19 protein-coding genes are annotated in these 22,926 nt (G+C 72.7%); 5 read left to right on the forward strand and 14 right to left on the reverse strand.

The genetic code is table 11. The features are described from left to right. The first annotated feature begins 383 nt into the window (after nt 1-383). Nucleotides 384-593 (forward strand): hypothetical protein, encoded by a 210-nt coding sequence (locus ABEB03_RS36440; protein ID WP_345657194.1) that lies wholly within the window; start codon nt 384-386, stop codon nt 591-593. 37 nt (nt 594-630) lie between these two features. On the opposite strand, the gene ABEB03_RS36445 is transcribed toward ABEB03_RS36440, so the two are convergent. After that, nucleotides 631-2,133, reverse strand: a complete 1,503-nt coding sequence (locus tag ABEB03_RS36445; protein ID WP_345657195.1) for a sensor histidine kinase — start codon at nt 2,131-2,133, stop codon at nt 631-633. Beyond that, the gene (locus ABEB03_RS36450) at nt 2,126-2,812 is read right to left on the reverse strand and encodes a response regulator transcription factor (RefSeq protein ID WP_345657196.1); all 687 of its coding nucleotides are present in this window, start codon (nt 2,810-2,812) and stop codon (nt 2,126-2,128) included. The genes ABEB03_RS36445 and ABEB03_RS36450 overlap by 8 nt, the downstream gene beginning before the upstream one ends. A 148-nt stretch (nt 2,813-2,960) precedes the next feature. On the opposite strand from ABEB03_RS36450, the gene ABEB03_RS36455 reads away from it, so the two are divergent. Next, nucleotides 2,961-3,704, forward strand: coding sequence for a PepSY domain-containing protein (locus ABEB03_RS36455; protein WP_345657197.1), 744 nt, complete (start codon nt 2,961-2,963; stop codon nt 3,702-3,704). 287 nt (nt 3,705-3,991) lie between these two features. Here the strand turns inward: ABEB03_RS36455 and ABEB03_RS36460 are convergent, their stop codons facing one another. Beyond that, entirely contained in the window at nt 3,992-4,531 is a 540-nt protein-coding gene (locus tag ABEB03_RS36460) for a lamin tail domain-containing protein (RefSeq protein ID WP_345657198.1), read from the reverse strand. 617 nt (nt 4,532-5,148) lie between these two features. Between ABEB03_RS36460 and ABEB03_RS36465 the strand changes: the two genes are divergently transcribed. After that, complete coding sequence (locus tag ABEB03_RS36465) at nt 5,149-7,170, forward strand: ATP-binding protein (protein WP_345657199.1); 2,022 nt, start codon at nt 5,149-5,151, stop codon at nt 7,168-7,170. Nucleotides 7,171-7,221: 51 nt separating this feature from the next. Here the strand turns inward: ABEB03_RS36465 and ABEB03_RS36470 are convergent, their stop codons facing one another. The 7 genes from ABEB03_RS36470 to ABEB03_RS36500 all read right to left on the reverse strand — a co-directional run bounded on the left by ABEB03_RS36470 (nt 7,222) and on the right by ABEB03_RS36500 (nt 16,889). Further along, nucleotides 7,222-8,262 (reverse strand): LacI family DNA-binding transcriptional regulator, encoded by a 1,041-nt coding sequence (locus ABEB03_RS36470; protein WP_345657200.1) that lies wholly within the window; start codon nt 8,260-8,262, stop codon nt 7,222-7,224. Nucleotides 8,263-8,288: 26 nt separating this feature from the next. Further along, nucleotides 8,289-10,754 (reverse strand): glycoside hydrolase family 3 C-terminal domain-containing protein, encoded by a 2,466-nt coding sequence (locus tag ABEB03_RS36475; protein WP_345657201.1) that lies wholly within the window; start codon nt 10,752-10,754, stop codon nt 8,289-8,291. 23 nt (nt 10,755-10,777) lie between these two features. Beyond that, a complete protein-coding gene (locus ABEB03_RS36480; protein WP_345657202.1) occupies nt 10,778-12,532 on the reverse strand; it encodes a discoidin domain-containing protein in 1,755 nt (584 codons plus the stop codon). Between the two features lie 154 nt (nt 12,533-12,686). Continuing rightward, a complete protein-coding gene (locus tag ABEB03_RS36485) occupies nt 12,687-13,781 on the reverse strand; it encodes a DUF1996 domain-containing protein (RefSeq protein WP_345657203.1) in 1,095 nt (364 codons plus the stop codon). Nucleotides 13,782-14,373: 592 nt separating this feature from the next. Beyond that, nucleotides 14,374-16,008, reverse strand: coding sequence for an outer membrane protein assembly factor BamB family protein (locus ABEB03_RS36490; protein ID WP_345657204.1), 1,635 nt, complete (start codon nt 16,006-16,008; stop codon nt 14,374-14,376). Nucleotides 16,009-16,151: 143 nt separating this feature from the next. After that, a complete protein-coding gene (locus ABEB03_RS36495) occupies nt 16,152-16,322 on the reverse strand; it encodes a hypothetical protein (RefSeq protein WP_345657205.1) in 171 nt (56 codons plus the stop codon). Nucleotides 16,323-16,343: 21 nt separating this feature from the next. Next, the gene (locus tag ABEB03_RS36500; protein ID WP_345657206.1) at nt 16,344-16,889 is read right to left on the reverse strand and encodes a TetR/AcrR family transcriptional regulator; all 546 of its coding nucleotides are present in this window, start codon (nt 16,887-16,889) and stop codon (nt 16,344-16,346) included. Between the two features lie 69 nt (nt 16,890-16,958). On the opposite strand from ABEB03_RS36500, the gene ABEB03_RS36505 reads away from it, so the two are divergent. Then, the gene (locus ABEB03_RS36505) at nt 16,959-17,465 is read left to right on the forward strand and encodes an HXXEE domain-containing protein (protein ID WP_345657207.1); all 507 of its coding nucleotides are present in this window, start codon (nt 16,959-16,961) and stop codon (nt 17,463-17,465) included. A gap of 42 nt (nt 17,466-17,507) precedes the next feature. Here ABEB03_RS36505 and ABEB03_RS36510 read toward each other — a convergent pair whose 3' ends face one another. The 3 genes from ABEB03_RS36510 to ABEB03_RS36520 form a co-directional block, all read right to left on the reverse strand. Then, complete coding sequence (locus ABEB03_RS36510) at nt 17,508-18,755, reverse strand: MalY/PatB family protein (protein WP_345657208.1); 1,248 nt, start codon at nt 18,753-18,755, stop codon at nt 17,508-17,510. A 315-nt stretch (nt 18,756-19,070) separates the two neighbouring features. Next, nucleotides 19,071-19,703, reverse strand: coding sequence for an HAD family hydrolase (locus ABEB03_RS36515; protein WP_345657209.1), 633 nt, complete (start codon nt 19,701-19,703; stop codon nt 19,071-19,073). A gap of 4 nt (nt 19,704-19,707) precedes the next feature. Next, nucleotides 19,708-20,463, reverse strand: a complete 756-nt coding sequence (locus tag ABEB03_RS36520) for a DeoR/GlpR family DNA-binding transcription regulator (protein ID WP_345657210.1) — start codon at nt 20,461-20,463, stop codon at nt 19,708-19,710. 73 nt (nt 20,464-20,536) lie between these two features. Between ABEB03_RS36520 and ABEB03_RS36525 the strand changes: the two genes are divergently transcribed. Beyond that, a complete protein-coding gene (locus ABEB03_RS36525; protein ID WP_345657211.1) occupies nt 20,537-21,742 on the forward strand; it encodes an MFS transporter in 1,206 nt (401 codons plus the stop codon). A gap of 74 nt (nt 21,743-21,816) precedes the next feature. Here the strand turns inward: ABEB03_RS36525 and ABEB03_RS36530 are convergent, their stop codons facing one another. Further along, nucleotides 21,817-22,890: a MerR family transcriptional regulator gene (locus ABEB03_RS36530; protein ID WP_345657212.1), complete on the reverse strand. Its 1,074-nt coding sequence runs from the start codon at nt 22,888-22,890 to the stop codon at nt 21,817-21,819. Nucleotides 22,891-22,926 lie beyond the last annotated feature (36 nt).

Consider the following 22,926-nt stretch of genomic DNA (forward strand, 5'->3'; position numbering starts at 1 on the left):
GTCTCTCTCGCCGATGCCACATCGGCACGAAATGGTTGCCTGTTGTCCTCGTGCCACTGTCCTCGTGCCACGGCTAACAGCCCGATCGGCCGTCGGCCGCGGACCCGTGTTCGCTTCTGATCACGAACCGTAAAGTCAGTCTCGTTCGGGCACTGGGAGATTGCCACTCCGAATCGGTCGCAAAGCGTGTCGGCAGCGGCCGTTGCACCCGTATCCCTTGGTTTCCAAGCCCTCTCGGGGTAAATAGGGATCACCCGAACGGCCGTTCATCCCGCGGGCCCGGCAGGCGGACGGCGAGCCTTCCGCGCGTCACCGTGTTCGGCATTACCGGCCGTCACACGGCCCCGAATGCGCGGGCCGGAAGCCCTCGTCACTCTGGACGCATGAAGATATCCGCGGTCGTCTACGCCCCCGCCCCCGACGGTGGCCGTCGGGTCCGTGTCGGCGAACGCTTCGTCGGCCTGGCGTACACGCTGGTCGACATCGCGGAATTCCTGCGCCGGGCCGGTTGGGAGGACATCGAGGCCTCGGACGTCGAGACCGCCGAGTGGATCGAGTGGCGCGGCGGCGGGCCCGGCGTCTGGGCGCACTGACGTACCCGCCGAGGGTATGCGGGGCTCGAAGACGCCCTCAGTCCGCCCGGGGCAGCCGGACCTCGAAGGCCGCACCGCCGCCCGGTGCGTCGGTGACGGTCAGTGTTCCCCCGTGCCGGTGTACGACGTCACGGGCGATGGCCAGCCCGAGGCCCGCTCCCCCGTCGTCGCGGCCACGGGCCTCGTCGAGGCGGACGAAGCGCTCGAAGACGCGCTCCCGATCGGCCGGGGCGATGCCGTGGCCGTCGTCCGCGACGGTCAGCAGCACGACGTCCCCCTCGGTCTCCAGGCCGACGGTGACCGCGGCGGACGCGTGCCGCTGGGCGTTGTCCAGGAGGTTGGCCAGGACGCGGGACAGCTGCCCACCGCTGCCGCGGACCGACAGCAAGGTGTCCTCGATCTTCAGGGTGGGGGTGATGCGGCCGGACTGGGCGTGCCGGGCGACGTCCTCCGCCACCAGCACGGCCAGGTCGACCGCGGTGCCGCCCGGCTGTTCACCCGCGTCGAGGCGGGCGAGCAGCAGCAGGTCGGTGGCCAGTCCCTGGAGGCGCACGACGTCGTGCAGCAGGTCGGTGGTGTTCAGCAGGGCGGGGTGCTGATCGGCGACTTCGAGCTGGGTGCGCAGACTGGCGATGGGGCTGCGCAGTTCGTGCGAGGCGTCGGCGACGAAGCGGTGCTGCCGCTCGACGGACTTCTCCAGGGCGGCCAGCGTCTCGTTGGTGGTGCTCGCCAGCCGGGCGATCTCGTCGCGTGAGCGGGGCTGGGGCACTCGACGCGCCAGGTCCCCGCTGCCCGTTATCTCCGCCATCTCCGAGCGGATCCCCTCCACCGGGCGCAGCGCACGCCGGGTGACCAGCCATGTCACCCCGGCCACGACCACCAGCAGGAACGGCAGACCGGTCAGCATGGCCCGGGACACCTGGGCGAGCGTGGCCTGCTGGTCCTCGAGGGAGGTGCCGGCGTACACCGTGTAGGTCCGGCCGCCGTAGGTGGTGCCCTGCACCGCGGCGAAGGTGTAGTCGTGGGCTTCGCCGTCCACCGTGACCCTCAGTGTCCTGTGGTCCACGTCCGTGCCGACCTTGCCGCGCGGTGGGCTGATGTCCTCGTCGTCCCCGCTGTCGTCGTCACGGCCGTCGCCTCCGTGGCTGCGGCGGCCGTGGTTGTCGCCTCCGTGATCGTCGCCACTGCCGTCGGACGCGGTGCTCAGGGGCGTGTCGGCGGCGGCCGGGGCGTAGTCGGCGACGGCAGCACGCCCGTCCAGGTCGTCGCTCGCGGACAGTACCCGGCCCGCGGAGTCGACGACCTGGACGAGGTCGTCATCGTCGTCGGGCAGGTCCAGTCCGCCGAAGTCACCGTTCAGCGCGGCCTGGGCGCCGGCCACGGTGCGCGCCCTGACCTCGGACTCCAGCCCCGCACGGTCCGTGAGGTTGTGCCGCAGGACGGCGACGACCGCCGTGCCCGCCGCGATCAGTGCGACGCACACGACGAGGGTGGCGGCCAGCGCGGCCCGGGCCCGGACCGAGGAGAACGGCCTAGACATCGCGACCGCCGTCGGCCTCCAGCCGGTACCCGGCCCCGCGGACCGTCCTTATGGACCGCCGTCCGAAGGGCAGGTCGATCTTGCGGCGCAGCGCGCTCACGTAGACCTCGACGATGTTGGGGTCGCCGTCGTACGCGAAGTCCCATACGCCACCGAGGATGTCGGCTTTCGACACCACCTGCCCGGCGTGCAGGGCGAGGTGCTCCAGCACCGCGAACTCCTTGGCCGTCAGCACCACTTCGGTCCCGGAGCGGTCGACGCGCCTGCCGTCGGGATCGACCGTCAGGTCGCCGATCCGCAGCACCGGGGCGCCACCGCGCGTGCGGCGGCGCAGCAACGCGCGGACACGGGCCTGGAGCACGACGTAGGAGAACGGCTTGGTGAGGTAGTCGTCCGCGCCGGTGTCCAGGCCCTCGGCCTCGTCGTACTCGCCGTCCTTGGCGGTGAGCATCAGGATCGGCGTGTCGTCGCCCGCGGCGCGCAACTGGGCACAGATCCGGTACCCGTTCAGGCCGGGCAGCATGATGTCCAGCACGATCAGGTCGTAGTCGCGCTCCTGTGCCAGACGGAGCCCGGTGACGCCGTCGTGGGCCGTGTCGACGGCGAAGCCCTCGGCCGCCAGGCCGCGGGCGAGGGCCATGGCGAGACGTCTCTCGTCCTCCACGATCAGCAGGCGCATGGTCACAGCGTCTCAGACCCCACCTGAAGTGATCTTCAGGATGCTTCAGCCTGGCTTCAGGGTCTCCCGTCCATGGTGGTGCACGTCAGGCCGACTCGTCGGCTCCGCTGCCGCCGAGCCGCAGACGCCAGGAAGGGACCACCCCACGATGAAGGCTCTCAAGCGCCCCCTGACAGGGCGTCACCGCATGCTGGCCGCCGCGCTCGCGGCCACCGCCCTCCTCGGCGGCGGCGCCGCGGCGACCGCGGTGGCGGTCGCCGACGACCGGCACGACGGCACCCGTACGACCGCGGGCGGCACGCTCGCGTCGCACCACGACGACAACGGCCGTACGGACGAAGGGCGGGACGACTCGGGTCACCACCGCGTCGTCGTGGACGGCACCGACGTCGATCTCAAGTTCGCCGCCGAGGTGGCCGCCAAGTCCGTCGCGGGTACCGTCACCGAGGTCGAACTCGGCGGTCACGCGGGCCGGACGGTCTGGAAGGTCGAGGTCGTCGACGCCGCCGGCGTGGAGCGCGACGTCACCGTCGACGCCGGCGACGGAAGGATCCTGGGGATCGGTGTCGACCGGGACCGGGACGACGACACGCGGGCCCGGACCGCCGGGGCCGATCTGGGCCGCGCGGTGGACGCGGCGCTCGGCGCCGTCGACGGTACGGCGGTCTCGGCCGAACTCGACGACCACGAGGGCGGCACCGTCGGGTGGCACGTCGACGTCGTCGACTCCGCGGGTCTGGAGCACGAGATCGGCGTCGACGCGCGGACCGGCGCGGTCGTGTCCAAGCGGGTCGACGACGACCGGCACCGATCGGGCGGCGACCGCCATCGTTCCGGCGACGACGACCACGACAGGGACGACGACCACGGGCACGGGCACCGGCGCGACTGACGCCGGTCCGGGCCGTCGGCCGCCGGCCGCCACGCGAGAAGTCCGTCGTCGGGTGCGGGGCGCCTGCTCGACCGTTCTTCGAGCCCCGGCAGCCGCAACGGTGACCGCGAACAGCGGGCGTCCGGATCACGTTCCGCCGTCCTCGGAGTACCACCGCGGCCCGTGCCTTGTGGCACGGGCCGTGGCTGGTGAGCGGAGCGACGGCGCACCGCCGACAGGGTGCGGTGCGCCGCCGGTCAGGTCATGCCGGACGCAGAGTTCCGCGGATATCGGCATGTGCGGGTCCGTCAGCGGCGGCCGTCGTGGTCACGACGGCCCTCGTGACGGGACTCGTCGTAGCGGCGGTCGCCGTGGTGGCGGCGGTTGTCACCCCAGGAGGCCTCGTCGACGAAGCGGCCGCGGTCGGTGCGGAGCGTGGCCGTCCCGTCGTGGTTGTCCCACACGTGGTCACGGCGGTCCTGGTACACGTCGCGCGAGCTGTCCCGGCCGATTCCGGTGTGGACGCGCACCGTGGCGCGGCCGTCCAGCCGGAAGTGGCGGAAGGTGTACGTACGACCGTCCTCGTTCGACAGCGTCCAGCCGTCCAGGTTCACGTCGTGCCGGCCGGTGTTGGTGATCTCCACCCATTCCTTGTTCAGGGAGCGGATGGAACGGTTGTCCCAGCCGGGCGCGTCGTACTGGACGGCGCTGATGATCACACGGTCGCTCCGGTCGCCCGGGTGGTGGCCGGCGGCGACGGCGGGCAGTGCCACCGCGCCCACGAGGGCCGCGGCGACGGCCGTGGCGCCGGTCAGACGGCGGGCGATCGAGGAAGCAGAAACGGACACTAGGTGTCCCCCTTCACAGGATGAGAGCACACCCCCGCCGGCAGCCACGGCAGCAAAGCCGCAGGCCGGCACGGTGTGTTGTGCAAGTGGCGGCCGGGCGGCCGCGCATCCACACCCTCCAGCCGACGCACCGGACCGCGGCTCCGGCACGAGGCCTGTTACGGATCCCGCACATGCTCGTGATACTCGGATGTAACGTCCATCTATGCGCCGAATGACCCATTTTGATGCCCTGCCGGGCCGGATTCCCCACCGGCAAAGGCGATCCACGCCTCCCCGGCAGGCAGGCCACGCCTCCCCCGCACGAGCCCTCACCCGAAAGTGAGCAACAGCCACGAAGACGGCGCGTGGTCGGCGGGAGACGGCGGACCGGCGCGTACTGCGGGTCCGGTTCGCGCCGTGCCTCGATGGGGTGACGTTCCGTGAGTGAGCCGCGGCGCAGGTCGGACGGCCGGACGACGGTGTCGCGGCCCGGCGGTCACCGGCTTTCCGCCACGGAACCGCGGGTGGAGTCCCGCCCGGGCGAGCCGTGCGGAGGAAGGGGCCGGGTCCCGCGCGGCGACGCCATCTCGGCGGAACCGGCCCGTCGGGACTCACCGGGACGCAAGACTGGTGGGGTGTTGAGCAACCTGCCCGAGGTACCCACGGGATTCGTCGGCCGCGGCAGCGAACTGGCCCATCTGGCCGACGCCTTGGCCAGGGACCGGATGGTCACGCTGACGGGGCCCGGCGGGGTCGGCAAGAGCCGTCTCGCGCTGCACGCCGCGGACCGGGCGCGCCACGACGGCCGTACGGTGGCCTGGGCGGATCTCTGGCAACTGCGGGACGACCGCCTGCTGGTCCCCGTGATCGCCGACGCGCTGGACTTCGCCGACCACACCGCGGCCACACCGCTCGACACACTGAGTGCGTGGGTGGGCGACCGGGACCTGGTCCTCGTCCTCGATTCCTGCGAGGGCCTGCTGAACGGCTGTCGCGCGCTCGTCACCCACCTCCTGGAGGCGTGCCCGCGCCTGACCGTGCTGACCACGTCCCGGGAACGCCTGGGACTGGCGGACGAGCATCACGTCACCGTGGAACCGCTGCCCGTCGCGACCGACGCGGTGCGGCTGCTGTGCGAACGCGCGGCGGCCGCCGGCACACCGCTGAACGGCCCGGAGGGCCTGGTGACGGCTGCCCGCCTGTGCCACGCCCTGGAGGGCGTGCCGCTCGCGATCGAACTGGCCGCCGGACACCTCGCCCACCGGGACATCGACCAGATCGAACGGGTCCTGCGCGCCCGCCTCGACCTGCACGGCGCGCGAGGGTTCGGCCCGCCGCATCATCGCGTCCTGCGCACCGCGATCGGATGGAGCCACGAACTGTGCGAGCCCGCCGAGCGGCTGCTGTGGGCGCGTCTGTCGGTGTTCCGCGGCGCGGTGGACGCCGGCACCGTGGTGGCGGTGTGCGGCGGCGGCCCGCTCGCCCCCGAGGAGGCGGTGCGGGCGCTCGAAGGGCTGGAGCGCAAATCAGTCGTGAAGCGCGACGGTGAGCGCCATCGGATGCTCGACACCGTCCGCGAGTACGGCCGCATGTGGCTGGACGAACTGGGCGAGTCGGCCGAGGCGCTGGACCGCCACGCCCAGTACTTCCGGGACCGGGTGCGCGCCGCGGACGCCGCCTGGTTCGGTCCCGGCCAGATCCACGCCTACCGCTGGATCCACGCCGCACACGCCGACCTGTGCGCCGCGCTGGACCATCTGCTCGACACGCGGCCCAAGGCCGCCCTCGACCTCGGCGGACGTCTCGGCTTCTTCTGGAGCTGCTGCGGGCATCTCCGTGAGGCCACCGACTATCTGGAGGACGCGCTGTCGCAGTGCAAGGAGCCGGGCCCGACCCGGATCCGCGCGCTGTGGGCGCTGGGCGTCACCCTGGTGCTGCGCGGCGAGGCCGGCCGGGCCCACGGCCTGGCGGACGTGTGCCGCCAGGAGGCCGAACGGTGGGAGGACACCGACGGCATCCTGCGGTCGGCGTACCTGTTGGGGCTGACGCACCTGCTCGGCGGCCGGCCGCTGATTGCCGCGCACCAGATCGATCAGGCCTTCGCCCGCGTGGGGGGCGGCACCCCGGACACCGCGTCCGCGGTGCTGTGCCGCCTGGCCCGGGTGTTCGCGCTGACCGGGCAGGGCTTCCTGGACCAGGCCCGCGACGAGGCGGAATCCCTGCGCCGCCACTCGCTGGCCCGGGGCGAGTGGTGGACCCGCTCGTACGCCGACTACCAGCTCGCCGTCATCGCGCTCTTCGAGGACCGGGCGCGGGACGCCGTGGTGCACGCCCGCTCCATGCTGGAGGGCAAGCGCCGTATCGGGGACAGCTTCGGTCTGGCGCTCGGGCTGGACGTCCTCGCCGCCGCGCTGGCCGCGCAGGGCGCCGGGGAGCCGGCGGTCGCGGCGTACGCCACCGGTGAGACGTACTGGAGCGCGGTCGGTCATCCACAGCGCGGGACGCCCGAACTGGGGCCCGTGCGCGTGCGGTACGAGCGCACGGCCCGTTCGCTGCTCGGGGACGACCGGTACGACCAGGTGGCTCTGGAGTCGGTGGTCCGCGGCCCCGATCAGGTGCTCGGGGAGATCCTGGGGCAGTCCGCGCAGGGCTCCTGAGACACGGTCCACCGGTCCGGCGGAGCCGGTCCTGGCGCCGAAGGCGAAGGCTCAGGCCGATTCGCGGACGATCAGCTCCGGGTCGAAGCCGACCGCCGTGGCCTCGGTCCGTACGCCGCGGATGTGTTCGTCCAGGAGGCGGGCCATCTCCGCGCCCATCCGTTCCACGGGCTGGCGGACGGTGGTGAGCCGGGGATGGCTGGTGACGGCGACACTGGAGTCGTCGAAGCCCACGACCGCGACGTCGTCGGGCACCCGCCGTCCCTGCTCCCTCAGGACCTGGCACGCGCCCTGTGCCATGAGGTCGTTGGCGGCGAACACACCGTCCACTTCCGGGTGTTCGGACAACAGGCGCGCCATGGCCGTGCTGCCGCTGCCGAGGGTGAAGCCGCCTTCGACGACCGGCACACAGGGGTGGCCGTGCCGGGCGAGCGTGTCACGGAATCCCGCGAGGCGCTCCCGACTCGCGAAGACCCCCAGCGGACCGCAGACGGTGGCCGGTCGCCGGCAGCCGCGCGCCACCAGGTGCTCCGCCGCGAGGCGTCCGCCCTCCCAGTGCGCCAGATCCACGTAACTGAGCGGCACCGGTCTCGCGGGGCGGGCGAACAGCACCGCGGGCAGTGCCGCCTCGGACAGGAGCGCGGGCAGCGGGTCGTCGGGGTGTGTGGACACCACGAGCGCCCCGTCGGCCCGGCCCTGTCGCAGATACGTCAGCACCTCGTCCCTGGCCTCGTCCGACTCGGCGAACATCAGCACCGGGTGCATGGACCTGGGCCGGAGGAATCCCACGACACCGCCGACCACCCGCCCGAAGAAGGGGTCCGCGAACACCCTTGTGGCGAAGGCGTTCTGACTCTCGGCGGAGTGGTCGCCCGCACCGGACACCACCAGTGCGACGGTCTCGGCGCGCCGGGTGACCAGCGCGCGGGCCGCCCTGTTGGGTGCGTAACCGGTGCGGTCGATGGCCTGGCGCACCGTGTCCCGGATCGCCGGATCCACGTTGCGCACGCCGTTGACCACCCGGGACACGGTCGCGCGGGACACGCCCGCCTCACGGGCGACGTCCTCCAGCGTCGGGACGCGTCTGCTCATGGCCGCACCCTAACGGCACGGTGCGGTCACGGCATAGAGCGCTCTCCCAGCAGGCCGGGCCCTCCCTCCGCGCACACCGTGACCTCCGTGCACAGGGGCAGGTCGCCCGCCGAGCGTCCGGCCAGGACCTGGCAGGCCCCGGGCTCGACCCGCCAGACACCCGCGTCCTCGTCCCAGTGCCGCAGGCTCCGCGCCGGTACCCGCACGGGGACCGTGACGGCTTCCCCGGGCCGGGCACGGACCGCCGTGTATCCCGCCAGCCACCGCTGCGGATACTCCACGGCGGCGTCCGGGCGGGCGAGGTACACCTGGACGACCTCGCGGCCGGTCCGCCCGCCCGTGTTGCGCACCCGCACCCGCACCGTGAAGCCGCCGCCGGGGACTTCGGCCGGAGCGGCGATCTCCTCGTAGGCCCAGGTCGTGTAGCCGAGTCCGTGCCCGAACCAGTAGGCCGGGGTACGTCCGGTGCGCAGCCAGCCCCGGTGGCCGATGTGCAGTCCTTCGTCGTACTCGAGGCGGCCGTCGGCGGGCCGGACCCGGGTGACGGGCGCGTCGGCGAGTTCGGCGGCCCAGGTGGTGGGCAGGCGTCCGCCGGGCTCGGACCGCCCGAACAGCACATCGGCCAGGCCGCCGCCCCCTTCCTGTCCGGTGAACCAGGTGAGCAGGACGGCGCCGACCTCCGCGCGCCAGGGCATTTCGACGGGGCCGCCGCTGTTGACGAGGGCCACCGTGCGCGGGTTGGCCCGGGCCACGGCACGGACGAGGGCGTCCTGTGCGGGCCCCAGGGCGAGTTCCGCGCGGTCCCGTCCCTCCGACTCGCCGTGCTCGGTGGTGCCGACGACCACGACGGCCACGTCCGCCGCGCGTGCGGCCCTCTCGGCCGCGGCCAGGGCCTGCGCGGCAGCGGTGGCGGGCGGGGCGGCTCCCACGACCGTCGCCCTGCCGGTGCCGGGGGCGAGTTCGCGTCGTGCGACGAGCAGCGGGGCGGTGCCGCGGGTCAGCGGGGCGGTGGTGAGCCGTGCGGGCGGGTTCACATGAACGATCGCCGGGTCGTCGGTGTCCTTCACGAAGTCGCCGTCCAGCAGGGGGCGGTCGTCGACGCGAAGGCTGATCCGCCCGAATCCCGCGACACTCAGCGTCCAGGCTCCCGAGGTCCGAGGGTGCAGTCGTGCGCTGATCTCCACCGTGTGCGCGCCGGGGACCAGGGTGGGTTCCAACTGGCGCCCGGTACGCCGGTGTTCGGCGTACAGCTCACGGCCGTCCGCGTCGAGCACACGCAGCATGACCCCGGGCAGGCCGGAACGCGGGTGCGTGCACAGGACCGTGTCCAAGGGGGCGGGAGGCTCGTCGAGCACCGGTCCGGGCACGTGGACGACCTCGGCCCGGCCGCGCAGGCTGCTTCTGATCCCGTCGAGGACACAGACCTCGTCCTGCGGGAAGACGCCGGCGCTGCCACCGCCCTGGGTACGGGTCCGGGCGGCATGTGCGCCGATGACGGCCACCGTCGCCAGGCGGGCGGGGTCCAGGGGCAGCACGTCCCGGTTGGCCAGCAGAACCGCGCCGGCCGCGACGGCTCGTCGGGCCAGCTCCCGTGCGCCACTCGCCACAGACGACGTCCGGCGCGGGGGCGGCGCCTCCCCGAGCGCGCCGCAGCGGGCGGCCAGCCGCAGCAGTCGGCGCACCTTGTCGTCGACGACGGACTCGGCGACCGTGCCCTCGTCGACCGCACGCACCAGGGCGTCGCCCCAAGCGCCGTCAGGGCCCGGCATCACCAGGTCCAGGCCGGCCCGGGCGGTGCCCTCGGTGCCCCGCGCGGCTCCCCAGTCGGACACGACGACTCCGTCGAAGCCCCATTCGCTCTTCAAGAGCTCGGCCAGCAGCGGATGCGCGGTCAGGGTGGTGCCGTTGACGCTGTTGTACCCGGCCATCACCAGCCGGACCCCGGCGGCGACGGCGGCCTCGAAGGGAGCGAGGTAGACCTCCCGCAGGGTGCGCCGGCCGGCCCGCACGTCGACGGTCAGCCGCTCGGTCTCGGAGTCGTTCGCGACGAAGTGCTTGGCGGCGGCGGCGACTCCGCGGGCCTGGATGCCCCGCACCAGCGCCGCGCCGATGCGGCCGGTGAGTTCCGGGTCCTCGGAGAAGCATTCGAAATGGCGCCCGCCGAGCGGGCTGCGATGCAGGTTGAGGTTCGGCGCAAGGACCACGTCCACGCCCTTGCGCCGCGCCTCGGAGGCGAGGAGGCCGCCGAGTTCCTCGACCAGTTCGTCGTCCCAGGAGGCGGCGAGCGCGGAGGCCGAGGGCAGCAGTACAGAGGTGTGCCGCTCGTCCCAGGTCTCTCCGCGTACGCCCGCCGGACCGTCCGACAGCACCATCTGCCGCAGCCCGACGGCCGGTTCGGCGTGCGTGCGCCAGGTGGTGGCGCCGGTGAGCAGCCGGACCTTGGCCCGCAGGGTCAGTTTGTCGAGAAGCCGGTCGAGTTCCTCGTCGGTCATTCCCACCCCCTCGTGTGAACCGGTCAGTTGTAGACGCCGAACTCGTAGAGCGAGTAGCCCCAGCCGGTGCCGCGCTCCGTGCCGTTGATCCGGACGTAGCGGCCGGTTCCGCTGACGTCGAAGTCGTCGACGCCGCCGTTGCCGGCCGTCACCGTCTTCACGGTCTGCCAGTTCTGTCCGTCGTCGGACGTCTGGACGGTGTACGTCTTGGCGTAGGAGGCCTCCCAGACCAACTGCACGTGCTTGAACGACGTGCGCGTGCCGAGGTCGACCCGGAGCCACTGCGGGTCGCTCCAGTCGCTCGCCCAGCGTGTCGTGGGGTCCGCGTCCACGGCGTCGGCCGGTGTGCAGGGACAGTCGCCGTAACTCGCCTGGTAGGAGGAGGCGGTGGCCGGCTTGTTCCGGGCGACGTTCGTGCCGTCCACCGTGGGCGGGACGACCCTGATCGAGCGCGTCTCCACACCGACGTTGCCCTTGCCGTCGGTCGCCTTGACGTAGATCTTCCAGACACCGGGACGGTCGGGTGCGGTGACCCTGAGGCGGCCGCCGCCGAGGGCCGTGGAGGCGAGCGGGGTCAGGTTCTTGCTCTGGTCGATGTACATGCTGTTGCTGAGGACCTCGTACGAGACCTGGTCACCGTCGGGATCGGTCGCCTTGACGGCGAGCGTTAGGTCACGGCCCGCCTGCACCTTGCCCGGGTCGCCCTCGACGGTCAGGTCGGCGACGACCGGCGGGGTGTTGTCGTGGGCGGTGTCCCCTCCGTAGGCGCGCTTCACCGCGTAGTACGACAGTCGCTTCTGGCCGACGGGCAACAGGTTGAACCAGATGCCGCCGAAGTCGTACTCCGTGCCGTAGTGGAACATCGTGGCCCCCAGGGCGACACCCCTGTGCCCGGTGACGCAGCCCCAGGCCTTCGTGTACCCGGCGGCCTTGGCCTGGTCGGTGGGCTCCTGCGGCACGCCGTTGGCGTCGTCCGGCACCTCCCACTCCCCCGCGGGGCCGGTCTCGGTCACGATGTACGGCTTGGTGTAACCGCCCTGCGCCCATGCGGACTTGATGTCACAGACCGCGTTGTAGGAGTTGACGGCGTACAGGTCGAGATCGGGCGCGTTCTTCTTGTAGTAGGGCCAGGCGCCGACCCACGCGTCGGTGGAGGTGACCGGGTGGTTCGGGTCGACGGTGTGGATCCTCTTCGTGATGTCGTTGACGAGGGTGGTGTAGGCGTCGCGCTGTCTTTCCAGTTCGTCGCCCGTGTAGCAGTTCTGGAGCCCGAGCACCGACTCGTTGCCGACGTTCCACATGAGCACGCCGGGGTTGTCCTTGTACGTCTGGACCCACTTGGGGAACTCTTCGAGCATCTGGTTCTTGTACGCCGTGTCGGTCACGTAGTCGACGCAGCCACCGCTGCCCGGTCCCCCGCCGGGCTGGAGCCAGAATCCGGCGACGACCTTGATGCCGTTCGCCGCGGCCGCGTCGAGGAGGGGTTTGCTGGAGGCGTCGGTGCCCCAGGTGCGGATGGTGTTGACGCCCATGGACTTCAGGTCCGGCAGGTACTTGCCCGCGTCGGCGACCGCCGGGCCCCAGGTCAGTCCTTTGACCTGGTAGGGCTGCCCGTCCACGGTCAGCTGCCAATTGCCCTGGCTGCCGGTCACCTTGACGACGCTGCCTGCGGCGTGGGCCGGTGCGGCGGGCAGGGCGGTGAGTGCGCCGACGGTCAGGACGCCTGCGGTGAGGGGCGCCGCGAGGCGGCGCGCACGAGTGCGGGGCGGTGGGTTCATGGTGGTTGCTCCGGTGTGCGGGTGGAGGGGCGGCCCGGCCGCGGCGGGGACGGTGGCGGCAGGGCCGCCCGGTTCTGAAGGGGGGACCCGGCGGACTTTCTCGGCGACAGACGTCGCGGAGGAAGTCCGCGGGGTGTTCTGTCGGCGGGAGTGTTCAGGGAAGCCGGTAGTTCTCGTCGAGCGCAGCGCCCGCCTCCGGGTGCGTCTCGTCGTACCCGCGCGCGTTGCACTGCAGGCCGCCGACCACACAGTGGTCGACCAGCGCCTTGAGGGTGGCGTCGTCCCAGGCGTTGAAGAAGTCGTAGTGGAACGAGTAGCTCGGTCCACTGGCCAGCCTGACCCGGGAGAGGTCGCCGTTGACGGGGAAGGCCATCTTGAACTCGATCATCGGCAGCGCCACCGGGTGATCGGCGGGGCAGACGTTGTCGTTGGTGCCGGGCTTGACCACCGGGTAGGCCATGTGGCTCTTGTGGTCCGGCGTGTCCAGGTACTTGCCGTCCCAGCAACTGGGGGCCTGGAAGCGGATGTTGAGCTGCACGTCAGCGCGGTCGGGGCAGTTCGTGGGGAAGTCGACGTTGAAGAAACTGTCCCCGCATTCCCAGCCCTCGACGAAGCCGGGGTGGTGGCGGAACTCGTCGGCGGTCTGCATCGGGCTGCCCACGACGTACCGCAGGCCCTTCGGGAAGGGCCGCACGCTCGTGTAGTCGGTGACACCCGCCTTGTAATAGATCACCTGCGGGCCGACCGGCAGCACCGGCTGGTCGCCGTCGTAGAGCGTCGGCATCCAGTAGCCCGACTTGTCGCCGGGCGCCTTGCAGGTGGTGGTGCCGGCCGCGAGGGAGGCCGTGGTGCTGGCGGCGTTCGTCGTGGTGTTGCCCATGAAGGTGTGGTCGTGGGACTTGCCGGGCTGCTGCGGATAGACGATGGGGTCGTCCGGCTTGGTGTGGCTCACCGAGCAGTTGGCCTGGAATTCGTGGAAGTACCGGTGGGGCGGATTCTGTGTGGACGGGGTGACGCCGGTGACCGGCGGGTTCGCCGGTATGTAGCCGTCGCCGTCCGGGTCCTCGGTCGAGGAGGCGGTCGACACGGCCATGGTGTGGCCCGCGTGTCCGGCCGCCGACGACGTTGTCTGCCCGCTGTCCTGCGCCGGCGGACCGGCGCTCATCGCGACACCGCCCAGGCCGAGCGTCGTCAGCAGTAACGCGCCCGCGACCAGCGTCCCTGAGAGGATCTTCGATCTCCGTGGCATGGCGAACTCCTGGATGGGAGGTGGGGGTTGGGGCGAGAGAGCGCTCTCCCATCGACTGGAGTGTTGGCGCCGTGACATGAGAGTGTCAAGAGGTTCGGTCGAAGGATCACCGCCGTGGAGCGCGCCCGTCTCGGCCTCCAGCAGCGCCGATCGACATTCGACCGGCGACGGGAGGCGAAATTTCGGTCGCATCACTTGACTCCTGGTTCACGCGGCAGAACCATCCATCGTCGAGAGAGCGCTCCCCGAACTCTGCGGCGCGTCCCGGGCCGTGTGGTCGGCGCGGTGCGGCGGGCTCGCCGGTGCGTGCCGGCGGACGGTCGGTGCGTGCCGGTGACTTCGTCGGAGCGTGCCTGCCGGGTGGGCGGCCTACGACCCGGCCGTCGGACCGTGCCGGGGACCTCTTCGGAGCGCACCCGCCAGATGAGCGGCCTCGGACCGGGTCGTCGGCGCGGTCCTGTGCGGCCGCCGGAGCGGCCCGGCCGCGTGCTCGCTGCGGCGCGGCGAGTCCACCCGAGCGTGCCGGTGCGGACGCCGGAGCCCACCGGCGAGGCCGTCCGAGCGGTCCTTGTCGGACCGCCCCGCTTCCGGGTCAGCGCAGAGAGAAGACGGCCGGCTCGCCGCTCATCGACATGTGATTGACGACGACATGACCGCCCCTCACGGGGATCAACTCGGGACGGATGGAGAGAGCCGCGTCCTCGGCGTGGGTCGGCTCGATCCGCCCGTGCTCGGCACCGGAACCGTCGAGCAGGACGATCTGTCCACCGTCCACGGTGGAGATCAGGACTGCGATGCGACCGTCCGCTTCACGGGCCAGCGCGTCCGTGGAGACTCCCTCGGTCCGGTACTCCCACACCTTGTGCCCATCCTTCAGGGAGTGGGCGACCACCACGTCAGGCACCAGTTCCTTGCGCTCGGTCAAAGTCAGCAGCAGATCGCCGTACACGAGGGGACGGCCCTCCCTGCCGGTGCCCGCGGGTATGCCCTTGGGCACGACGACGTCCCCGTCGGGCCCGCTCAGCGGCACGGTCGCGGTCGGCGCGCCCCGCTCGTCGAAGCCGAGCAGGGCCCGGGTGCCGCGCCGGTCGTCCTCCGACACCGCGAGAACCGCCGGTGTCACGGAGACCACGGCGGCCGCGGTCTTCGACTCGACGGGCAGGCGCCTGGTCCACTGTTCCCTTCCGGTGCGGGTGTCGAGTGCGATCAACCGCGCGCCCGAACCGCACTGTTCGACAAAGAGGGTGCGTGCGGCATCGGCGTCCGCGGCCCGGGGCTCGCAGCCCTGCGCCAGGGATCGGTGCCAGCGCTCCGTGCCGGTCTCGGCGGAACGCGCCCGCAGGGCGTCGTCCTCCGCGGTGACGGCGGTGGAGCCGCCCGAGCCGAGGCCGCCCGCGGTGAGTCCGTCGCCCTTGAGGTGCCGCGTCCACAGCTTCCGACCGTCGGAGGTGCGCACGGCCACGAGGGTCGCGCACGGCTTGTCGTGCTTTCCGTACGCGATGAGGCCGACGCCCTGGGCGGCACCAGGGCTCATCGCGCAGACGGCCTCCCGGGCGGGCGCCGGCACCGACCAGCGCACGGCGCCGTCGCGCACCCCGTACGCGGACAGCCCGTCGACCCGCCCCTGCACCACGGTGTCGCCCAGTCCCCAGGCACCGGGCCCCTCGTCGTAGCGGTCGCCGGTGGCCGCGACGTGCCAGGCGACGGTCGGTTTCGCGGGCGGCTCCGCGCCGGCCGAGGCCTTCGCCGTCGGCCGCCGGTCCGGCTCGTCGCCGGGCCAGAGGGCCCAGAGCCCGCCGACGAGGCAGAGGCACACGACGAACGCGAGCGCGGACCGGGCGGTGGTGCCGCGCCATGAGGGCTCGGCGGACTTCGGAGCCGCCCTCGCCTTCTCCGCCGCTTCCACCGCGTCCGCCGCTTCCACCGCGTCCGCCGCGTCCACCGCGTCCACCGCGTCCACCGCGTCCACCGCGTCCACCGCGTCCAGCGGGGCGTTCCCGCCGGTCGTGTCTCCGGTGGTGTCCGGCGCGTCGGCCCATCGCGAGACACGGCCACGTACGGCGAAGCCCGCCAGAAAGGCGACGATCAGTCCGACACCCCACAGCAGCGCGCACGTTGTCGCCCCTGGCGTCCCCCGCGCTCCCGTCGCGACCAGGGCCACCGCCGCGCCGATCACGGCACCGCACAACAGAACGGCGACGGTCAAGGCCGCCGCACGTGCACGCATCACACACCCCCGCCCCCGGCGCACCCCCCCTCGGTGCGCCTACTGCGCGGAATGTACCGCCTTCGGGCGTCACCGACACGCACCCGCACGCTCGACCCAACTCGACTGCCCGGGAGGCGTGTTGCTCGGCGAACCCCGGCGAGTCAGGCCGTGCCCGACGACGCCTGCTCCCCCTTCATGTCGACATCCTTGTCGAGGCCGTCGCCTTCTCCGTCTGCGCGCCGCGACACGTCCACATCGCCGAGCTCGGCGTCGTACCGCTGCGACAGGACCGACCCGGCCCGGCGCGCGTGCCCCGCCGCCGGCAGGTGCACACGAGCGTGCGGCGAGGCCGCCTAGCGGATCACCGCGTCGACGGCCTCGGCCGCGAAGCCGTCCGGCACCGCCTCGCGGCGCAACAGCACCCTGACCCAGACCGCGCCGGCCAGGAGGTCGACCAGCAGCTTGGGGTCCGTCGCGGGCAACTCGCCGCGGGCGCGGGCGCGTTCGAAGATCGGTCGCTCTCTGGCGAAGCGGTCGGCGAAGAGGTCCCGGGTGAGCTCGGCCAGTTCCGGCTGCCCCGACCCACCGGCCAGGGCGCGGACGACCGGTTCGGCGTGCGGCCCGGTGAGCAGCGCGACGACCTGCTCGACGAGCGCGACGAGGTCGCCGCGCAGGCTTCCGGTGTCGGGCACGTCGATGTCGAGCGCGCGGGCGTGCAGCACGGTGGCGCGCAGCAGTGCGGGCTTCGAGGGCCACCAGCGGTAGATGGTCGTCTTGTTGACGCCGGCCTGTCGGGCGACGGCCTCGATGGTGAGGCCGTCGTACCCGCGCTCGGCCAGCAGTCCGAGGGTGGCCTCGAAGATGGCGGTCGCGGCGCGGGGTCCCCTGGTGTCACTCATGGAGGCATCGTACGCTACGAATGCAACGCAACGTTGCGTTGCATTCTTTCCGTCGGAGAGGCCTGATCGATGCGTACCGAGACCCCCGCACCCGCCGCTGTCCCCGCCCCCGCGCCCGGCACGGCCACCGTGACCTGGGGCCTGCTGGCCGCGTGGATGCTGAACGACGCCGAGGAACTCGCCACGATGGCCCGCTTCTCCGGGATGCCACAGCGCCGGGTCGGCGTCGCGATCGGGCTGATGGGCTGCGTCGTGGCGGCGGCCTCGGCCGCGGGCTCCCGCACCGGCGGCCGGAGCCGCTTCTTCCGCACGGCGGTCACGGGTTTCGGCCTGCACGGGGTCACGCACCTGGTGTCGGCCGCCGTCCTGGGCCGCTACACACCAGGCGTGGCCACGGCTCCCACGGTGGTGATCCCGTACGCCCTGTGGGCGGCGCGCCGGATGCGCGCGGCGGGCGTGCCGCTGACGGACGGTGAGGTGCGCGGGACCGTGCTGCGCGGTCTGGGTCTGGCGGCGGCGACGACCGCGACGGTGCAGGGGGTCGCGTGGCTGGCGACACGTGACGGGCGCCGGTGACCGCGGTGGCGGTCACCGGCCTTCGGCGTCGCTGCGGGTGCCTCACCGTCCGGCCACAGCGCGTCCCATTCTGGTGAGCGCTTCGCGCAGGACCGTGGGCGAGGTGGCGAAGTTGAGACGTACGCAGCCCGCGCCGCCGGTGCCGAAGACGTGTCCGGAGCTGAGGGCGACCCGGGCCTCGTCGAGGAACATCTTCGCCGGTCCGGCCACGTCGCCGACCACGCCCGGGCCGTCGGCGCAGTGGTGGTCGGTGTGCAGGTCCAGGTGTGTGCAGTCCAGCCAGGCGAGATAGGTGCCCTGGGGCGGCAGATACCGCACCCCGGGGAGGTGTTCGTCGACGAGCCGTCCCAACAGAGCGCGGTTGGCGTCGAGTCCGGTCAGCAGGTCGTCGAGCCACTCGCCGCCGTCGCGGAACGCCGCGGTGTGGGCGATGACTCCGAGGTGGCTGGGGCCGTGGCCGACCTCTTCGGGCATGCGGTGCAGATCGTCGGCGGCTTCCGTGCCGGCGACGGCGAGGGCGGCCTTGAGGCCCGCGAGGTTCCAGGCCTTGGAGGCGGAGGTCAGGGCGAAGGCGTTCTCGGCGCCGGGCACCGTCAGGAAGGGGGTGAAGCTGGCTCCGGGCAGCGCCAGAGGTCCGTGGATCTCGTCGGACACCACCCGTACGCCGTGCCGGCGCGCCAGCTCGGCGACCGCTTCGAGTTCCTCGCGCGTGTGGACGGTGCCGGTGGGGTTGTGCGGGTTGCTCATGAGGAAGGCCGCACGCCTGCCGTGCCGCCGGGCCCGTACGAACGCGTCTTCCAGGGCGCCGAGGTCGATGCGCAGGCCGGGGCCGAGGGGTGCTTCGACGATGTGACGCGCGTCGTGGGAGACGAACGCGTAGAAGGGCGGGTACACCGGTGAGCACACCACTACGGCGTCGCCGGGACCGGTGATCAGGCGGAGCACCTCGACGATGCCCAGCATGACGTCGGGCACGACGGTCGTGTTCTCGATGCGAAGGTCGTCCCACTGCCAGCGCTTGCCGGCGAAGGCCGCGAGCGCCTCGGCGTAGGCGGTTCCGTGGGGGTATCCGGTGTCACCCAGGTCGATGGCCGTGCGCAGCGCGTCGACGACGGGCGGCGCGAGCGGGACGTCCATCTCGGCCACCCAGAGCGGCAGCACGTCCTCGGGGTGCGTACGCCACTTCATGCTGGTGCGCGCTCTCAGCTGTGCCAGGGACAGCTGGACGAGTGGATCCGTCCGCCCGCCGTCGCCCCTCTCGGACGGCGCCTCGCTCGTGCGCTCGCTCACGCGCTCCTCCCATCCCCGGACGAGACCGGGACAGTGCGGTCACGGTGCTGGTCGCCTGCGGGACGGCGCCCGGACCACGGCTTCCGGAGCCCGGACCGCCCCGCATACAGGATCGTCCCCCCGGGCCGAACGCGCGCCCCTTCGGCCCCTGCTTTCCTCTCCCGTCCGCCGAGCGCGTCGGTACGGACCGGCGGTGGGGCAACCCGCCTGGAGGCCGAGTCAGGCTGCTCAGGGGCGGGCGACGGGCGGTGGCGTCCGCCCGCCCATGGGGCGCGGCCATGAGGTGAGTCCGCCGGGGGAGGCGTCGGCGGACGGTCAAACCTCCCCGCCACCCAGGACGTTGGCGGTCAGTACGGTCCTGAGCGGGGCGACGCCGGTGAAGAGGTGGCCTTGTATGCCGAGGTCTTCGGCGGCCCGTACGTTCTCGGGGCGGTCGTCCACGAAGAGGATGTTCCGGGGCTCGGTCCCCAGCGCGTCGACGCACCACCGGAAGGCGGCCGGGTCGGGCTTGGCGTGGCCGATGCGGCAGGAGAAGGCGCGCAGCCGGAAGTGTCCGAGCCAGCCGTGGTGGCGCTCGTAGTGGTCGGCGAGTTCCGCGGGGATGTTGGAGAGGAGCGCGATGTCGCGGCCCGCGGCGGAGAGTTCCCGGACGAGGTCGGTCATGTCGGGGTCGACGCCGTCCCACCCGGCGATGTCGGCGGCGACGAGTGCGTCGGTGCGCCGCGCGTCGAAGCGGGTGTCCAGTGCCTCGGCCACCTGCCGCCAGTACTGCCGCCCGTCGGCGCGTCCGCTGTCGTAGTCGGGGCGCAGCGACCAGTAGGCGTCCCAGAAGCGGTCCGCGGAGTGCGCCTCGGACAGGTCCGCCGCCCGTAGGACTCGCTCGCGGTCCTCGGGCGACTGGGTGCGGGCGATGACGCCGAAGAGATCGAAGAGCACGGTGTCCGCCATGGGGTCACACCTTCCGGATGACGGCGCCCGCCGCGGCCAGGGCCGCAGTGGGTTCGTCGGGGGCCGAGGTGTCCGTGACGATCGCGTGCAGCGCGGAGGCGGGGGCGACGAAGGCCAGGGCCGTACGGGTCAGCTTGGGGGCGTCCGCGACCGCGATCACGCGACGGGCCGAGCCGATCGCCGCGCGCTTCGTCGCGGCATCGGCCAGGTCGTAGGCGGTCAGGCCGTCGGCCGCGGTGAGGCCGCAGCAGCCGATGACGGCGGTGTCGAAGCGCAGCGCGGCCAGCGAGGCCTCGGTCAGCGGGCCGGTCAGGGCCAGTTCGCCGGGGCGCGGCTGGCCGCCGGGGACCAGGAGGGTCACCTCCGCGCCGCCGGTCAGGGCGTTGACGGCGTGCAGGGACAGCGGCATCACGGTGACACGGCGGTCGTGGAGGACCCGGGCGACCTCCAGGCAGGTGGTGCCGCTGTCGAGGACGACCGACTCGCCGTCGGAGATCAGACGGCAGACCTCTTCGGCGATGCGCCGCTTGGTCTCCTGGCCCTCGGCGGCGCGCAACGCGAACGGCGGCTCCTGGCCGCGCAGCAGCAGCGTGCGGGCCCCTCCGCGGTAGCGCTCCAGGACCCCCTGCGCGGCCAGGACCTCCAGATCGCGGCGGACGGTCATCTCCGACGCCCCGGTCAGCTCGGCCAGCTCGGCCACGCCCATACGGCCCGCCCCACGCACGGCATCCGTGATCTGCCTCAGTCGTTCGCTGCTCATGAGCCCTATTGAACATCATACATGTTCGAGATGGGAGTTTACGAACAAAGAAAGTGTTCTGTATGTTCGCTGCATGCCACGCTCGCTTCGGTTCGCCCGCTGGGCCACCTTCTTCTACTTCGGCTTGAACGGCTTCGTCATGGGCATGTGGATCGTGCACATCCCGGTGATCGAGCACCGGGCCGGTATCAGCCACACCGTGCTCGGCTGGCTGCTGCTGTTGCTCGGCGCCGGCGCGTTCGCCGGGATGCAGCTGGTCGGTCCGCTCACCGACCGCCTCGGCGCCCGCATCGCCGTACCCGCCGGGGCGGCGCTGTGCAGCGCCGCGCTGGCCCTGCCCGGACTGGCGAGCGGCCCCCTCGCGCTCGGCGGCGCCCTGCTGGCCCTCGGCTTCGGCAACGGCTGCCTGGACGTCGCGATGAACGCCCACGCCGTCCACGTGGAACGCGCCTACGGGCGCCCCGTCATGTCCGCCTTCCACGCGGTCTTCTCGATCGGCGGCGTGCTGGCCGCGCTCCTCGGCGCGCGCACCCTCGGCGAGGGCGTCTCCCCGGCCGCCACCCTGGGCGTGGTCGCCGCGCTCGGGCTGACGACCGGCCTGCTCGCCGCTCCCGCCCTGCTGCGCACCTCGCCCGCACAGGACGCCGCCACCCCTGCCGGAGGGTCGGCACGACGGCGGACCCCGCCCCGTGTCTGGGCACTGGCCGCGCTCGCCCTGATGCTGATGCTCTGCGAAGGGGTGGCCAACGACTGGTCCGCGCTGCACCTGCGGGACGTCCTCGACGCCCCCGCCTCCACCGCGGCCCTCGCCTACGGGGCCTTCGCGACCGCGATGACCGTGGGACGTCTGCTGACCGACCGGATCGCCGCCCGCGTCGGAGCGGTCGCCGTCCTGCGCCGCGGAGCCGGTGTCGCCGCCGTCGGCCTCGGCACGGCGGCTCTGGCACCGTGGGTGCCCCTGGCTCTGGCCGGCTGGGCCCTGTTCGGGATCGGCCTGTCAGGCTGTGTCCCCCAGCTGTTCAGCGCCGCCGGACACACCGATCCCGAGACGGCCGCGACGAACGTGTCCCGGGTGGCGGGTCTCGGCTACCTCGGCATGCTCGCCGGGCCCGCCGTCATCGGACCGCTCACCCACCTCGCCCCGCTCGACGTGGTTCTCCTCCTGCCGGTCGCCCTGTGCGTGGTCGGCGCCGTCACGGCCGGCATCCTGCGCCCCGCCTCCGGCACCGGGCAGCCGACGGCCACGCCGGAGCGGAACGCCGAGGCGAGCAAGCTCTGAACACCGAGGAGGGACAGGACCGTTGCCCGCCGCGCACGGGGCGACAGGCCGTGCCCGGACCGGCCGCGACACTCCTACAGCGGCACCTCCGACACGTCCGCGATCACACAACTGACGTTGTCGGGACCGCCGGAGCGGTTGGCGAGGGCCACGAGCTCGCGCACCGCCTGCTCCGGGTCCGCGACCGTGGTGACCACCCGGCGGACCTCCGCGGCGTCGACGACCGTCGACAGTCCGTCGGAGCAGAGGAGATAGCGGTCCCCCGACCGCACGTCGTGCAGGCGCATGTCGGGGGTGCCGTCGGCGCCCTTCCCCAAGGCCCTTATGAGCAAAGACCGTTGGGGATGGGAGACGGCCTCCTCCGCGCTGATGCGGCCCTCGTCGACCATGGACTGCACGACGGTGTGGTCGTGGGTGATCTGGAACAGCTCGCCGTCGCGCAGGACATGGGCACGGGTGTCACCGATGTGGACGAGCGCCAGCTGCGACCCGGTCCAGAGCATCGCGGTGAGCGTGGTGCCGACCCCTTCGGGCGAGGAGCCGGCCACCTCGTGCACGGCCTGCCGGGCCTGTTCGACCGCGTCCTCGAGCACGGCGAGGAGGCTGTCCGCGGGGATGCCGCCGGTTTCGAGGTGCTTGAACGCGTCGACGGCGGCCGCGCCGGCCGGCGCCCCCGCGCTGCCGAATCCGTCGGCGACGGCGAGCAGACGGGGTCCGGCGTACGCGGTGTCCTGGTTGCCGGCGCGGACCAGTCCCGCGTCTGAGAGGGCGGCGCAGCGGATTGCGAGGGTGCCTGCGGTCGGTGTCATGGTGGGGTCCTTCCTGGACAGGTGCTCGACGAGGAAGGTGGCCAGATCGCGCCGTGCGGCGGTGTCGGCCTCGACCTGCGCCCAGAACGCGCGGATCTCCTGCGCCGCCGCTGCCGGCTCCAGCGTGCACACATGCCGGATGCGGGCCAGCGGCATTCCCAGGCGCCGCAGCCAGGCGACGGTGCGGGCACGGTCCAGTTGCTCCGGGTCGTAGAGCCGGTAGCCGGTGACCGGGTCGACGCGAGCGGGGGGCAGCAGGCCCAACTCGTCGTAGAGACGCAGCGCCTTCGGCGACAGCCGGGACGCCTTCGAGAACGCCCCGATGGTCAGCAGCCCCATGCCCTCTCCTCCTCCTGCCGGGCAGGTCGCCCGGCC

The sequence above is a fragment of the Streptomyces siamensis genome, from assembly GCF_039543605.1.
Classification (GTDB): domain Bacteria; phylum Actinomycetota; class Actinomycetes; order Streptomycetales; family Streptomycetaceae; genus Streptomyces; species Streptomyces siamensis.

Bases quoted from the DNA above. Each gene is read 5' to 3' on its own strand.
- ABEB03_RS36445 (WP_345657195.1), bottom strand. From the start codon at position 2,133: ATGTCTAGGCCGTTCTCCTCGGTCCGGGCCCGGGCCGCGCTGGCCGCC.
- ABEB03_RS36480 (WP_345657202.1), bottom strand. From the start codon at position 12,532: ATGAACCCACCGCCCCGCACTCGTGCGCGCCGCCTCGCGGCGCCCCTC.
- ABEB03_RS36450 (WP_345657196.1), bottom strand. From the start codon at position 2,812: ATGCGCCTGCTGATCGTGGAGGACGAGAGACGTCTCGCCATGGCCCTC.
- ABEB03_RS36515 (WP_345657209.1), bottom strand. From the start codon at position 19,703: ATGGCGGACACCGTGCTCTTCGATCTCTTCGGCGTCATCGCCCGCACC.
- ABEB03_RS36455 (WP_345657197.1), top strand. From the start codon at position 2,961: ATGAAGGCTCTCAAGCGCCCCCTGACAGGGCGTCACCGCATGCTGGCC.
- ABEB03_RS36490 (WP_345657204.1), bottom strand. From the start codon at position 16,008: ATGCGTGCACGTGCGGCGGCCTTGACCGTCGCCGTTCTGTTGTGCGGT.
- ABEB03_RS36485 (WP_345657203.1), bottom strand. From the start codon at position 13,781: ATGCCACGGAGATCGAAGATCCTCTCAGGGACGCTGGTCGCGGGCGCG.
- ABEB03_RS36500 (WP_345657206.1), bottom strand. From the start codon at position 16,889: ATGAGTGACACCAGGGGACCCCGCGCCGCGACCGCCATCTTCGAGGCC.
- ABEB03_RS36530 (WP_345657212.1), bottom strand. From the start codon at position 22,890: ATGGGGCTGCTGACCATCGGGGCGTTCTCGAAGGCGTCCCGGCTGTCG.
- ABEB03_RS36470 (WP_345657200.1), bottom strand. From the start codon at position 8,262: ATGAGCAGACGCGTCCCGACGCTGGAGGACGTCGCCCGTGAGGCGGGC.
- ABEB03_RS36440 (WP_345657194.1), top strand. From the start codon at position 384: ATGAAGATATCCGCGGTCGTCTACGCCCCCGCCCCCGACGGTGGCCGT.
- ABEB03_RS36525 (WP_345657211.1), top strand. From the start codon at position 20,537: ATGCCACGCTCGCTTCGGTTCGCCCGCTGGGCCACCTTCTTCTACTTC.
- ABEB03_RS36475 (WP_345657201.1), bottom strand. From the start codon at position 10,754: ATGACCGACGAGGAACTCGACCGGCTTCTCGACAAACTGACCCTGCGG.
- ABEB03_RS36505 (WP_345657207.1), top strand. From the start codon at position 16,959: ATGCGTACCGAGACCCCCGCACCCGCCGCTGTCCCCGCCCCCGCGCCC.
- ABEB03_RS36520 (WP_345657210.1), bottom strand. From the start codon at position 20,463: ATGAGCAGCGAACGACTGAGGCAGATCACGGATGCCGTGCGTGGGGCG.